Below are 13,957 nucleotides of genomic sequence, written 5' to 3' on the forward strand. Positions count from 1 at the left end.
TACTTGTGCGCATTCTGCTCGATGCGCCGCAAGGAGGCGGACGATGCGGTTCTCAACGCAGATGCTCCTGCTCCAGCTCGCCTGCGTGACCGCCATCGTCGCGATCTGCACCGGCGTGTTCGTGGGAATCGGCGTGCAGCAGCTGCGCGCCGAGGCGGAGACCTCTGCGCTGTCGATCGCGCGCACGGTCGCCGCCGATTCCGATGTGCGGGCCGGTGTCGCCCAAGCGTCAGCCGACGCCGGCACGCCCACGAACGCAAGCCTTCGTGGCGGACCGCTCTCCGTACTCGCGGCCGCGGCCGAGGCCAATACCGGCGCGCTGTTCATCGTGATCACCGACGACCACGGCATCCGGCTCGCCCACCCCGACCCGACGATGCTCGGAGAGGTCGTGAGCACCGAGTTCGCCGAGGCCCTGGCCGGGCGTGAGACCGTGTCGTGGGAATCGGGCACCCTGGGTGCGTCGGCGCGCGCCAAGGTTCCGGTGCGCGACCCCGACACCTCGGTGCCGGTGGGGGAGGTGAGCGTCGGGTTCGCCCCGAGCAGCGTTTTCCAGGAGCTTCCCCTGCTGCTGAGCGGCGTCGCATTGGCCGCCGGCGTGGCCCTCGGGCTGGGTGCCGTCGTGTCGTTCATCCTCCGTCGCCGCCTCGAACGCCTCACCCTCGGCCTACAGCCCGAGGAACTCTCTGCGCTGGTGCAGAACCAGGCGGCGGTGCTCGACGGGGTGGGGGATGGGGTGCTCGCCTATGGACCGGATGATGTCGTGACCGTCGCCAACACCACGGCCGCCAGGCTGCTCGGCGTCACCGACCTGGTCGGACGCCGCATCCACGATCTCGCCCTGCCCGGCCCGGTGATCGCGGCCCTCGCCGGTGAACCGAGCGCTGTGTTGACGGGGCGGCGGGCAACGGATGCCGCCGATCCCGTCGTGCTCGCCGACCACGTCGTCTACATCGACACCCACCCGGTATCGCGCGCGAACCGGAACCTGGGCGTGATCGCGGTGATCCGCGACCGCACCGACGTGGTCACCCTCACGGATCGTCTCGAAACGGTGGCGTCGATGACCGAGGCGCTGCGGGTGCAGCGGCACGAGTTTGCCAACCGCCTGCACGTGACGGCTGGTCTGATGGATGCCGGCCGGGTGCCCGACGCCCGCGACTACCTCGACGACGTGCTGGACGCCTCCCGCGCTCCCGGCGGCCCGTTCGCCGGTGAGCATCTGACCGAGCCGTTCCTGCTGTCGCTGGTGGAAGCGAAGGCCGCGCAGGCCGGTGAGCGCGGCGTGGTCCTCACGGTGGGGCCGGACTCCCTGGTGCGCGGCATTGTCTCGGCGCCCGCGGATGTGGCCACCGTACTGGCCAACCTCGTCGACAACGCCGTGACCGCGGCCGTGTATGGCGCAGAGCCCCGGTGGGTGGATGTGGAGCTGCTCGACGACGGCGACACCCTGGTCTTGACCGTGTCGGATTCGGGGTCGGGCGTGGCCGACGAATCACAGGTGTTCAGCGACGTGCCGCGCCCGGACGTGGACCCGGACGCGGTGCACGGGCGGGGCATCGGTCTGCCGCTGGTGCGCGAGATCGCGGCGCGCCTGGGCGGAGAGGTATGGCTGGCCGATGCCGGCGGCCCGGGCGGAAGCGGCGCCGTGTTCTGCGCGCGTCTGCCCGGGGTCATGCGGGCACCGGCCCGTCCAGGACAAGGAGAAGAACGATGACACACACCATTTCCGTGCTCGTGGTCGACGACGACTTCCGCGTCGGCGGTCTGCATCGCGACATCGTCGACGCCAGCCCCGGCTACACCGCCCTCGAGCCGGTTCGAGGAGTGCGCGCCGCACGTGCGGCGGTGCGGGATCTACGGCCCGACCTGGTGATCTGTGATGTCTACCTGCCCGACGGCGATGGCATAGCGTTCGTCGCCGAGCTCGACGTCGACGCGTTCATGATCAGTGCGGCCTCGGACGGCGCCACCGTGCGACGGGCGCTCCGCGCCGGTGCCCTGGACTACCTCATCAAGCCGTTCGAACCGGCCCGGCTCAGCGACCGGCTGGAGGCCTATCGCCGATTCCGGACCCTGGCCGCTGAGGACCGGCAACTCGATCAGGACGCCATCGAAAAGGCCCAGCGGGTGCTGCACGGTCGCGATGGCGGAGCGGCTTCCGGCTCGCGGTCCACGACCGAGAAGCTGCTCATCGAGCTGCTCCAGGACGGCGAGACGTCGGCGAGCCTGATCGCCGACCGCGCCGGCCTGTCGCGCGCGACGGCGCAACGGCACCTCGCTGCCCTCGCCACCCGCGGTGACGTGGACGTGACCCTGCGCTACGGCTCGACGGGCCGCCCCGAGCACCGCTACAGCGTCCGCCGCTGACGCTGACGCTGTCGCTGTCGCTGTCGCTGTCGCTGTCGCTGGTCGAGCTTGTCGAGACCGCGCAAGCCAATCGCCCAACGCGACCCGTCCGCTGGTCGAGCCTGTCGAGACCCCGCGAGCCGGCCTATGGACTCGCCCCGACCGAGAAACCGATGGGATCGGCACGGCCCCCAGACAGCTCACCTGGTCTCGACAGGCTCGACCAACGAGATGGGAGCGGGCGACGTCGCCGGGTCGGGGGCCGCGCGCGGCTCAGGTGTCAGCGCACGCGCTCAGCGCTGAACTGCAGCCGGGGGTGAGCGTAGAACTCCTGGGCCTCGATGAGCTGGAGCTCGCGTTCACCCGACCGGTAGGTGAGCTCGATCAGGTCGAACACGCTCGAGGCCGTTCGCTCCAGCGCCGCAGCGGCGTCGCCGGTCGCACGGTAGTGCGCCGAGAACAACGCCGCGGTGACGTCGCCCGATCCGTTCGCTTTGAAAGGCAAATGGGGCGTCTGCACGATCCAGGCACCGGTCTCGTCGACGGCGAGCATCTCGATCGTGCCGGCCGCGCGATCCGGGCGTTCCACACTCGTCACAAGCACGGTCGACGGCCCCATAGCGCGGGCGAGATCCACGGAGTCCAGCGTCGATTCCAGGGTCGACGGGTCCGTTCCGGTCAGGAACCCAAGCTCGAACTGGTTGGGCGTGATGATGTCGGCCACCGGCACCACTCGGTCCCGCAGCAGGACGGGGATCTCCGGGGCCACGAAGCACCCCGATTTCGCGTTGCCCATCACCGGATCGCACGCGTAGATGGCTGAGGGGTTCGCCGCCTTCACCCGCTGCACCGCGTCGACGATGACGTCGCCGATCCCGGTGCCGCCCTGGTAACCCGAGAGTACGACGTCGATCTGGCCGAGCACGCCGCGCTCCTCGATGCCGAGGATCACGTCGTGCACGTCCTCGGGGGCGATGAGAGAGCCGCGCCACGCGCCGTATCCGGTGTGGTTGGAGAAGTGCACCGTGTTGACCGGCAGCACTTCGATGCCGAGGCGCTGGAGGGGGAACACGGCGGCTGAATTTCCAACGTGGCCGTAGGCGACGGCGGACTGAATCGAGAGAATCTTCACGAGACCAATCTTCCTCCTCCACTCGGCCCGCCGACGCGATCATAAGGGTCGACACGAAATCGGCAGAAGTTGCTGCATCCGCTTGCGTGGCTCGTAATCGATGGCTAACATACAATCAAATGGTTGTATTAGAGCTTTCAGATCAGGACGTGAACCGCCTCTTCCGTGCCCTCGCGGACGCGACGCGGCGCGATATCGTGCGCCGCACGCTGGTCGCCGGTGTCACGGTGTCCCAATTGGCGGAGTCCTACGAGATGTCGTTCGCGGCGGTTCAGAAGCACGTCGCAGTGTTGGAGGAGGCGAGGCTCGTGACAAAGGAGCCACGCGGTCGTGAGCGGATGGTGCGGGGCAACCCCGATCGCATCCGTGAGGCGCAGCGCCTGCTCGACAGCTTCGAAGAGCTCTGGCGTTCGCGCATCGACCGGCTGGACGCTCTGCTTGCCGAAGACGATGAACCCGCTTCACCCGACACCTAACCGACTAACCGAAAGGAAGATCATGCCTGTCACCTCTGTCGAGAAAGACCTCGACCAGCTCACGATCACGATCGTCGCCGACTTCCCGGCGCCCCTCCGCCGGCTCTGGGATGCCTACACCGATCCGCGTCAGATCGAGCGGTTCTGGGGACCGCCGACCTACCCGGCCAAGTTCTTCCGGCACGACGCCCACGCCGGCGGCCGCAGTGTGTATTCGATGACCGGCCCGGAGGGCGACGTGCACTACGGCTGCTGGGACTGGACGGCCGCCGACGCCCCCCGTTCCTTCGCGGTCATCGACCAGTTCGCCGATGAGACGGGCGTGCCGAACACCGACCTTCCGGCCACCCGGATGGACTTCGCCTTCGAGGAGACGAGCGGTGGGAGCCGTCTCACGACCACCTCGTACTTCGACTCGGTCGAGCAGATGCAGCAACTGCTCGAGATGGGCATGCTCGAGGGCACCCGTGAGGCCATGGCCCAGATCGACCAGGTGCTGGCCGATCTGGCGGCTTTCGCTGCCGACCACGCGGCCCAGGCGGAGATTCTCACCGACACCCAGGTGCGCGTGGCCCGGGTCATCCGCGGCAGTGTCGACCAGGTCTGGCGGGCACACAACGACGCCGACCTCATGAAGCGGTGGCTGCTCGGACCGGACGGCTGGTCGATGCCGGTCTGCGAGATCGCGACCGCCGTCGGCGACACCTACCGCTACGAGTGGCAGCGGGATGGCGGCGACGAGCGATTCGGCTTCACGGGGGAGCTGCTCGAGTCGGCGGCACCACACCGCGCTGTCACGACCGAGGCGATGATCGGGATGGACTTCCCGGCCACGCTCAACGAGATGACCCTCACGGAGGTCGAGGGAGGCACCCTGCTCTCCCTCGTGATCACCTACGCCAACGCCGAACAGCGCGACGCGGTGCTGGCCACCGGCATGACCGATGGCATGGAAACGAGCTACCAGCGCCTCGAGGGGCTGTTGCAGCCGGCTCGGGCGTAGGTTCTGCGGCACTGGAATCGCCAGATTTCAGTGCCGCAGCTGCGCCTCTGCCGTCGAATCCGGCGGGCCCTCGACGGGTACCGATTCGGCCTGGTCGAGGTACTGGGCCGAGATACGGCGGTAGGACTTGGTGAAGAACGCGGCGATGGCCGCGAGCACCATGACGAGCCCGGAGATGAGGAACACCAGCGCGATACCCCGCGCCTGGCCGTCGCCCAGGAGAGCGCCGAAGTCGGCGCGGCCGGCATCCGAGTTCATGAACGGGATGATGATGAACTCGGCGATGGGCGCGATGAGGAACGCGGTGATCGGGGCCGCGGCCGACTCGAACGCTGCCGCGAAGCCGAAGACGCGGCCCTGTTCACGGAACGGCACCACCTTCTGGATGACCGTCTGCTCGGCCGCCTCGACGGCGGGGATGAGGGTCATGTAGAGCCAGATGCCCGCCGCGTACAACCACCACCAGTCCCGAATCGTGAACAGCGCCCCGAGCACGCCCATCAGGATCACGAGCAGCAGCATCGTGCGGATCGGGTTGCGGCCGAGCCCGAACTTCGCGATCAGCAGGCCACCGACGATGAAGCCGGTCGACGTGACGCCGAGCACGATGCCCCATACCTCCACGGGGAAGAGTTCGAGGCCGTACGGGTCCATCAGCGCCATGTAGACGCCGCCGATGAAGTTGTTGAAGGTGGAGAAGATGATGAGGGCGAACAGCCCGGTGGCGGCACGCACCGCCGTGATGCTGCCGCGCAGGTCGATGAGCGGACGCCGCTCGCCATCCTGTTGCGGTTGTTCTTCGGGGATGCGCAGGAACATCAGGTGCAGCACGGCCGCCGCCGACAGACCGATCGCGATGAGGAGCGTCCAGCCCATGCCGAGCAGCCCGATCGCAAGCCCGCTGAAGACACTGGTCACCATGAACGCGAGCCCCTGCACCGTGCCGACGAGCCCGTTCGCGTTGGCATGCCGCTCGGTGGGGATCAACAGGGTGACGACGGTGGACAGGGCGATGTTGCGCATGTTCTCGATCACCGCGCCGAAGAGGATGATGCCGCTGAACAGCCAGAACCAGGGACCACCCAGGTCGAGCAGGGTGGCCTCCGGGAACACCAGGTACAGCCCGCCGCCGATGCTGAACGCGATCAGGGTGACTACGCCGGCGAACACCATCACGAGGTGTTTGCGGTGCCGATCCACGATGGTGCCGAACGCCATGGAGAACACGGCGACGAGCAGCATGTACGCGCCGCCGATGATGCCCGTGGCGAGCACCGAGCGGGTCTCCAGGTACACCCAGAAGGTGAGCGCGAACCAGAGAAAACTCGTGGTGACGTTGGCGACAGCCGTATTGACCAGTACCTGCGCGAAGGTGCGGGCCCCACCGGGTGGCGGCTCGGTCTGAGACTCGGATGCGGCGGGCGCGTCGTCGGTGTGGCTCATATGGTCGTCCTCCCCAGGCGCTCGCGTGGCGTCGCGAGTTCGAACGGCGCTGTTCGAATCGACGGCCTCAGTCGCGCCAAGGCCGTTGAATCAGTGTACGAAGCCGCACCCGACCTTGTCTTGTCCTATTTGCTCTATCCGTTGACATCGACCGGTCGCCGGGAAAACCATAGGGAGCACTCGCATCCACCAATCAAGGAGCACTCATGGTCGTCCGCGTTGACCTCAATATTTCCCTCGACGGCATCGGCGCGACCGCCGACCAGACGCCGGAGAACATCTTCGGTGAGGACTGGGGCCGCCTGGTCGCCCCCTACGTGGCCACCCGCACCTTTCGGCAGCGGGTGCTGCACGAGGGCACCGGCGAGGGAACCACCGGCGTCGACGACCGCTACGCGCAGGCCTACTTCGAGGGCGTGACCGCCGAAATCATGGGCGCCGGGATGTTCGGCCTGCACACCTTTCCGGACAAACCAGACTGGCGCGGCTGGTGGGGTGAGGAGCCGCCGTTCGCGTATCCGGTCCTCGTGCTCACGCACACGCCACGCCCGTCGATCGAGTTCCCGAACGGCACCCGGTTCGACTTCCGCAGCGTGACCCCGCAGGAAGCCCTCGAGGAGGCGCGTACCCTGGCCGGCGACGGCGATATCCGGGTCGGCGGGGGAGTGAGCGTGGCGCGGGACTTCCTCCGCGCCGGGCTCGTCGACCGCCTGCATGTCGGGATCACGCCCATCGTCCTCGGCGTCGGGTCGCGCCTCTGGGACGGCCTGCACGGTCTCGAAGACGGCTACGAGGTGACCTCCGAGGTCGCCGAGAGCGGTGTCGTCCACGTCACCTTCAGCCGCTGAGCTCCGGCCGGGGAACACGACAAACCGTTGGCACGACAGGCGGACACCGATAGAGTTCCTCATACGTGACACGATCCGAGGAGGTGAGCCCGATGCACACACTGTCCACTCTGGGCGCTCCTTGGAGTTCACGATCGCGCGACTGACGTAGCCGTCGCGGGAGCGCCGTTCGCACCTCCCGAAAGCTACGACTATGACCACTTCGCCCCAGTCCGCCACTCCTCAGCCCACATCAGTCGCATCGCCCCGCCAGGCTCCGGACGTCCCCTCCCGTACCGCGTTGGTCCTCGGCGGTGGTGGTTCCACCGGCAACGCCTGGCTGCTCGGCGTCATCGCCGGCCTCACCGAAGCCGGGATGGACGTATCCCGGGCCGACCTCGTTGTCGGGACCTCGGCCGGAGCGACGGCCGCGGCCCAGATCAGTGGGGCCAGCCCGGCCCGACTGCTCGGCGACATCCTCGGGGCCGCGGCCGACCCGGCACGCACACCGGTGCGACCGGTGGGTGACCACCTGGAGCGCACGAACCGGATCATCGCCGACTCCGTGGATGCGGCTGATCTGCGCCGCAGACTGGGCGCCGCAGCCCTTGACCTGGCCGAGATGGCCGGTGCGTCCGCGCAAACCCGCTGGCGCGCGACGGTCGCCTCCCGGCTGCCCAGCCAGCACTGGCCGCATCGACGCATGCTCCTCACCGCCGTCGACGCCCACACCGGCGAACCGGTCGTATTCGACCGGCACAGCGGCGTCGAACTGGCGGATGCCGTGGCCGCGAGCTGCGCCAGCGGCTTCGCCTACCGCATCCGGGACCACGCCTTCATCGACGGGGGTTACCGGTCCAACGCCGACAACGCCGATCTGGCCGCCGGTTACGCGCGGGTGCTGGTGCTGTCGCCCTTCGGCGGCCGATCTCGTACACCGGCCGGGTGGGGCCTGCAGCTTGCCACTCAGATCGAGAACTTGCGCGCCGGCGGCAGCAGGGTCGAAACGATCATTCCATCCCCCGCCGCCGAGCACCTGTTCGGCGCGAACGCGATGGATGCGTCACTCCGCCCGCCCGCGGCACGCGCCGGATACGAGCAGGGCGGGGCCTTCGCGGAAGAGTTCGCCGAGTTTTGGCGCTGAGGCCGCAAAACGGGCAGTAACCAGGCGTGGAGCCCTCGGATCCACGGGCAGCTACCGCCCGACCTGCGTTTTGGGCGCGACTGTGCAACCATGGCTTGCTGATGCAAATCGATTTGCATGTTCATTTCAAGGAGTACTCAGCAATGCATTCTCTCCAGAAGAGCCCCCGGCGCCTCTTGGCCGCCGCGGGCACGACGGTCGCCCTCACCACAGCCGCCCTCCTCGGGCTGCCCTCGGCTGCCACGGCGCTGCCCGCCTTGCAGGACGGCCCCGAGCCCACCCCACACACCCAGGAGGCCCACGCCCCTGAAGATGACTTCACCGCGAAGTGGACCCGCGCTGACGCGCGGCAGCTGCAGCGCGTGTCCGATCCCACGACGCCTCCACGCGAGAATTCGATGCCGGCGTCGCAGACCATGCCCGAGGTGCCGCAGGACTTCCCCGACATGTCCAACGACCAGGTGTGGGTGTGGGACAGTTGGCCCCTCACCGACGAAGACGGCAACCAGTACTCGGTGAAGGGCCAGGAGATCATCTTCTCGCTCGTCGCCGACCGCAGCCTGGGCTTCGACGAACGTCACCAGTACGCCAAGATCGGCTACTTCTACCGTGAAACGGGCGTACCGGCCGAAGAGCGGCCCGAGAACGGCGGCTGGACCTACGGCGGACTCGTCTTCGACGAAGGCGTGACCGACCAGATTTTCGAGGACAAGTCGTTCAGCCACCAAACCCAGTGGTCCGGTTCGGCGCGGGTATTCAAGGGCGGTGAGGTCAAGCTGTTCTTCACCGACGTCGCGTTCTACCGAGACGCGCAGGGTCAGGACGTCAAGCCGTACGACCCGCGTCTCACGCTCAGCGTCGGCAAGGTGCACTCCACCGGCAAGGACGTGAAGCTGACCGGTTTCAACAAGGTCACTGAGTTGCTGCAGGCCGACGGTGAGTACTACCAGACCGGCGAGCAGAACCCGTCCTTCAACTTCCGTGACCCGTTCACGTTCGAGGACCCGGCCCACCCCGGTGAAACGTACATGGTCTTCGAGGGCAACACCGCGATGCCCCGCGACGAGGCATATTGCACCGAAGAGGACCTTGGCTACCAGGCCGGCGACCCGTTCGCCGAGACGACGGACGAGGTCAACGCCTCCGGAGCGACGTACCAGATCGCCAATATCGGTCTCGCGAAAGCAACGAACGAGGACCTGACCGAGTGGGAGTTCCTCCCGCCGATCCTGTCGGCGAACTGTGTCACCGACCAGACCGAGCGACCGCAGTTCGTCTTCAAGGACGGTAAGTCCTACCTGTTCACGATCACGCACCGTGGCACGTTCGCGGCCGGGATCGACGGACCTGAGGGTGTCTACGGATTCGTCGGCGACGGCATCCGTTCGGACTTCAAGCCGCTCAACGGTTCCGGTCTGGCGCTGGGCAACCCGACCAACCTGAACTACCAGCAGGGTCAGCCCTTCGCGCCGAACGCCGACCAGCACCCGGGCGCGTTCCAGGCCTACTCGCACTACGTGATGCCCGGCGGCCTTGTGCAGTCGTTCATCGACACCATCGGCTCGCCCGATGACTTCGTGCGGGGCGGCACGCTCGCACCGACCGTGAAGATGGACATCGCAGGTGACACCACGAACGTCGACTACTCGTACGGAGACGGCGGGCTCGGCGGCTGGGCCGATGTGCCGGCGAACATCAACATCAACCCGGGCGGACAAGTGAAGCCGCTGCGCTGATCCGACCTGCCGGCCGTGGGTGCCCCGTTCCGGTCTCGGCGCGGGGCACCCACCCTGCCCGGCACAGCGTCCGCTTTCCGCGGACGCACACCGACCTACCCGAAGGACTTCTCTGTGACCGATCAGGATGCCTCTGCTCCCGCCGCCCCGCGGCGGAAGCCGCGCCGCCGCACGCTCGTGATATCCGCGATCGTCGTTGTCGCACTGATGGTCGCCGCCACGGTAGTGACGCTCTCCGTCGCCGGGGGGAGCGGCACGGATCCCGCCCCGCGCCCGACCGAGTCCGCGCCGGCCGCGTCGAGCCCGTTCCAGCGCCCGGCCGACTGGTCGCCGCACCGCCCGGCGGTGCACATGACGCCCGAGAAGAACTGGATGAACGACCCGCAGAAGCCGTTCTTCCTCGACGGCGTGTGGCACTACTACTACCTCTATAACGCCGATCACCCCGACGGGAACGGCACCGCGTGGTACCACTCGACCTCAACCGACCTCGTGCACTGGGAAGACCAGGGCGTCGCGATCGACAAGTACACCAACGGTCTCGGCGACATCTGGACGGGCACCGCCGTCGTCGACGCCGAAAACACCGCCGGGTTCGGGGCCGGCGCGGTCATCGCCCTCGTCACCCAGCAGGTCGACGGCGTGCAGCGTCAATCACTCTTCGCCTCCACGGACGGCGGCTACTCGTTCGAGTCCTACGAGGGCAACCCAGTGCTGGACAACCCCGGAGTCGCCGACTGGCGAGACCCGCGGGTCTTCTGGGACGAGAACGCCGGACACTGGGTGATGGCCCTCGCCGAGCACGACCGCATCGGCTTCTACATCTCGCCCAACCTGCGCGACTGGAGCTATGCCTCCGACTTCGTCACGACCGGGCTCGGCGTGCTGGAGTGCCCCGACCTCTTTCCGATGGCGGTCAACGGTGACCCGACTGACGTGCGCTGGGTGCTGCTCGCCGGCGCGAACGGCGCCGACGAGGGGATGACGACCGGAACGACATACTGGGTCGGCGACTGGGACGGCACAACGTTCACCGCCGACGACACCGGGCACCAGTGGCTCGACCACGGGGCGGACTACTACGCTGCCGTCACGTGGGACGACACCCGGCTGAGCGCCCAGGAGCGCCTCACCTCGCGGTACAGCATCGCCTGGATGAACAACTGGGCTTACGCGGACCGCTTCCCGACCGCTGACTGGCAGGGCGGTTCCGACTCGCTCGTGCGCAGCATCCGGCTGGGTTCGGACGGTGACACGGCGAAGCTCTACTCGTCTCCCGCAGACGAGCTGCGAACGCTGGAGGGCGAGCCCGAGCAGATCGACCCCCTGCGCCTGGACGCGGGGAGCACGACGGAACTCCCGGCTCCCGTATCCGATGCGTATCGCCTGACTCTCGACGTCGGAACCCCGGACGGCACCGGCGAGGTGCGCGTGCAGGTGCTCGGCGCGGACGGCGGATTCGCCACCGTCGGGTACGACTTCGACAGCCAACTCGCTTTCATCTCACGGGATGCCGACGCCATCGCCGCCGAGATGCCCGCGGAATACCGGGCGGTGCGGTCGGCACCCGCCGCCTCACAGGACGGACGTGTGCGGCTGGACATCGTCGTCGACGTGGCCTCGATCGAGGTCTTCGCGGGAGACGGCGACGCCTCCCTCACCATGGCGACCTATGGCTCGCCCGGACCACGGCAGCTGCGTGTGGACGCTCCCCGCGGTGCCGTCGAGCTCACGGATGCGACGCTGACGCCGCTGCGTGTGGCGCCGGTCGTGCGCGAGCCGGCGACGGAGTGAACCTAGGAGGCGGGCGGCGCCGCGACTGAGCCGCGCTCGACGAGCCACCCGGTCAGTTGCTGCACGCTGTGATCGGCGCCCGGCCGGGTGCCCTCGATACGTTCGATGAGGCGGGTCATCGCCCGTGCGCCCATCTCGGTATGCGGCAGCGCCACGGTGGTGAGGCCGGGGTCGAGAGCGTCGGCCACCGGATGCAGGTCGTCGATGCCCATCACCGACACCCCCTCCGGAACGGGGATGCCGCGCCGGGCCGCGGCCTGCATCACGCCCATGGCGATCTGGTCGTTGAAACAAATGATCGCCGTGGGAGGTGCGTCCTGGTCGAGGAGTTCACCGCCAGCCTGTCGTCCGCCGGCGGCGTCCGACGAGCAGAAGGCGACGCGGTGATCGCCCAGCGGAATGCCGGCATCACCGAGCGCCGAGCGCACGCCGAGCAGGCGGCCGTGCGCCGCCCGACTCTCGTCCGTGGTGCCCACGTACGCGATGTCGCGGTGTCCGGCCCGGGTGAGCCGCTCGCACGCGACGGCGGCGATCTGGGCTTCGTTGGGCACGACCGCGTCCACCTGCCAGCCCATCTCCGGGGCGGCGTCAACCAGAACGACCGGCAGGTCGTCCGGCACCGCCGGGCGGGGAACCCGCTGGTGGTACATGCGGGCGATGAGAAGACCGTCGACCCGTTGAGCGAGGAAGAGGGCGATGAGGTCGCTTTCGATCTGGGGGTCGCCGCCGCTCTCACCGACCATGAGTAGGACATCTCGGTCGAGCCCGGCCTGGCGGGCGCCCTCGATGATGCGCCCGGCGAATGGTGTCGCCGCGATGTTGTCGCCGACGAGGCCGACCACGCCCGTGCGACGCCGCCGCAGCCCGCTGGCCACCCGATCGGGCACGTAGCCGAGGTCGTGCGCGACCGACAGGATCCGCTCCCGGGTCGCGGCATTCACCGTGCGGGCACCGCTGAGCGCGTGCGACACCGTGGTGGGGGAGACGCCGGCGGCCGCAGCGACGTCGCTCAAGCGCGCGCGTCGGGTTCCCGGCGTTCGGCCACTGTCCATTCACCCAGCCTAGGGTGGCGCGTGCCCGTTGAGAGCGGCCGGGGCGACCTGTCGTCTAGTGCGCGACGCTCTCCGGCTGGTTTCGCCTGAGCAGCCGCGAGACGCCGAGAACGATCCCGACCACGAGCATGCCCAGGATGAGCCCGAACACCGCAGACATTGCAGTGTCGGCGAGCCAGACCACGACAGGGCCGGCGGCCTCCACCGCGTGGGTCACGCTGTGCAGCAGATCGTAGGGTCCGTGCCAGAACGTCTCAGCGAGGTTCGTGATCACGAGATGACCGCCCACCCACAACATGGCGACCGTGCCGATGACACTGATGACCTTGAACACCGCGGGCATGGCGGCCACGATTCGCGCACCGCTGCGGCGCACCTGGCGTGCGGAGTTCTTCATCATCGACAGGCCGATGTCGTCGATCTTCACCAGCAGGGCGACCGCGCCGTAAACGAGCACGGTCATGCCCAGTCCGATGACCAGCAGGGCGCCGAGCGTCATCCAGATGCCGAAGTCGGGATCGAGGCTCGCCAAGGCGATGAGCATGATCTCGGTGCTCAGGATGAGGTCGGTGCGGATGGCGCCGAACACCAGCTTCTTCTCGTCCCGTGAGTCGGTCTCGGCCGCGGCGTGGTGCACACCGAACCACTCGGTCACCTTCTCCGCCCCCTCGAAGCAGAGGTAGCCGCCGCCGAGGATCAACAGGAATGGCAGCACCCCGGGGGCGAACGCGGAGAGTAGGAGGGCGAGCGGGATGATGATGATGAACTTGTTGAATAGGCTGCCCAGGGCGATGCGCCCCACGACGTGCAGCTCACGCGCCGGCGTCAAGCCCTGCACGTACTGCGGGGTGACGGCCGCGTCGTCGATGACGACTCCGGCCGTCTTCGCACTGGCCTTGAGGGCGGCGGTCAGAATGTCATCGACAACGGCGAGCAGGCCGACCGACATGTGGTTCTCCTCGGGTGGGTCGTCGTCCTGATTCGGCGACGGCAATGGGGTC

At 68.2% G+C, this 13,957-nt stretch carries 12 protein-coding genes; 8 read left to right on the forward strand and 4 right to left on the reverse strand.

Annotation, left to right across the window (positions count from 1 at the left end):
• Positions 1–43: 43 nt before the first annotated feature.
• Complete coding sequence (locus PA27867_RS06465; protein WP_236900858.1) at positions 44–1,717, forward strand: sensor histidine kinase; 1,674 nt, start codon at positions 44–46, stop codon at positions 1,715–1,717.
• The gene (locus PA27867_RS06470) at positions 1,714–2,370 is read left to right on the forward strand and encodes a response regulator (protein ID WP_066594567.1); all 657 of its coding nucleotides are present in this window, start codon (positions 1,714–1,716) and stop codon (positions 2,368–2,370) included. Before PA27867_RS06465 ends, PA27867_RS06470 begins: the two co-directional genes overlap by 4 nt.
• A gap of 259 nt (positions 2,371–2,629) precedes the next feature.
• Here the strand turns inward: PA27867_RS06470 and pdxY are convergent, their stop codons facing one another.
• Positions 2,630–3,481: a pyridoxal kinase PdxY gene (pdxY, locus tag PA27867_RS06475; RefSeq protein WP_066594569.1), complete on the reverse strand. Its 852-nt coding sequence runs from the start codon at positions 3,479–3,481 to the stop codon at positions 2,630–2,632.
• A 119-nt stretch (positions 3,482–3,600) separates the two neighbouring features.
• On the opposite strand from pdxY, the gene PA27867_RS06480 reads away from it, so the two are divergent.
• Both PA27867_RS06480 and PA27867_RS06485 read left to right on the forward strand, forming a co-directional pair.
• Positions 3,601–3,957 (forward strand): ArsR/SmtB family transcription factor, encoded by a 357-nt coding sequence (locus PA27867_RS06480; protein ID WP_066594572.1) that lies wholly within the window; start codon positions 3,601–3,603, stop codon positions 3,955–3,957.
• Between the two features lie 22 nt (positions 3,958–3,979).
• Positions 3,980–4,960 (forward strand): SRPBCC family protein, encoded by a 981-nt coding sequence (locus PA27867_RS06485; RefSeq protein WP_066594573.1) that lies wholly within the window; start codon positions 3,980–3,982, stop codon positions 4,958–4,960.
• A gap of 27 nt (positions 4,961–4,987) precedes the next feature.
• On the opposite strand, the gene PA27867_RS06490 is transcribed toward PA27867_RS06485, so the two are convergent.
• On the reverse strand, positions 4,988–6,403 hold the full coding sequence (locus PA27867_RS06490; RefSeq protein ID WP_066594575.1) for an MFS transporter: 1,416 nt from the start codon (positions 6,401–6,403) through the stop codon (positions 4,988–4,990).
• Between the two features lie 206 nt (positions 6,404–6,609).
• On the opposite strand from PA27867_RS06490, the gene PA27867_RS06495 reads away from it, so the two are divergent.
• From PA27867_RS06495 to PA27867_RS06510, 4 genes are all read left to right on the forward strand, one after another.
• On the forward strand, positions 6,610–7,251 hold the full coding sequence (locus PA27867_RS06495) for a dihydrofolate reductase family protein (RefSeq protein ID WP_066594577.1): 642 nt from the start codon (positions 6,610–6,612) through the stop codon (positions 7,249–7,251).
• A gap of 193 nt (positions 7,252–7,444) precedes the next feature.
• Positions 7,445–8,374 (forward strand): patatin-like phospholipase family protein, encoded by a 930-nt coding sequence (locus tag PA27867_RS06500; RefSeq protein WP_084020807.1) that lies wholly within the window; start codon positions 7,445–7,447, stop codon positions 8,372–8,374.
• A 143-nt stretch (positions 8,375–8,517) separates the two neighbouring features.
• Positions 8,518–10,110 (forward strand): glycoside hydrolase family 68 protein, encoded by a 1,593-nt coding sequence (locus PA27867_RS06505; protein WP_066594580.1) that lies wholly within the window; start codon positions 8,518–8,520, stop codon positions 10,108–10,110.
• Positions 10,111–10,224: 114 nt separating this feature from the next.
• Positions 10,225–11,904, forward strand: a complete 1,680-nt coding sequence (locus PA27867_RS06510; RefSeq protein WP_066594582.1) for a glycoside hydrolase family 32 protein — start codon at positions 10,225–10,227, stop codon at positions 11,902–11,904.
• Positions 11,905–11,906: 2 nt separating this feature from the next.
• Here PA27867_RS06510 and PA27867_RS06515 read toward each other — a convergent pair whose 3' ends face one another.
• On the reverse strand, positions 11,907–12,956 hold the full coding sequence (locus PA27867_RS06515; RefSeq protein WP_066594584.1) for a LacI family DNA-binding transcriptional regulator: 1,050 nt from the start codon (positions 12,954–12,956) through the stop codon (positions 11,907–11,909).
• 55 nt (positions 12,957–13,011) lie between these two features.
• A complete protein-coding gene (locus PA27867_RS06520) occupies positions 13,012–13,905 on the reverse strand; it encodes a DUF808 domain-containing protein (RefSeq protein WP_066594586.1) in 894 nt (297 codons plus the stop codon).
• Positions 13,906–13,957: the final 52 nt, after the last annotated feature.

The sequence above is a fragment of the Cryobacterium arcticum genome, from assembly GCF_001679725.1.
Classification (GTDB): Bacteria; Actinomycetota; Actinomycetes; order Actinomycetales; family Microbacteriaceae; genus Cryobacterium; species Cryobacterium arcticum_A.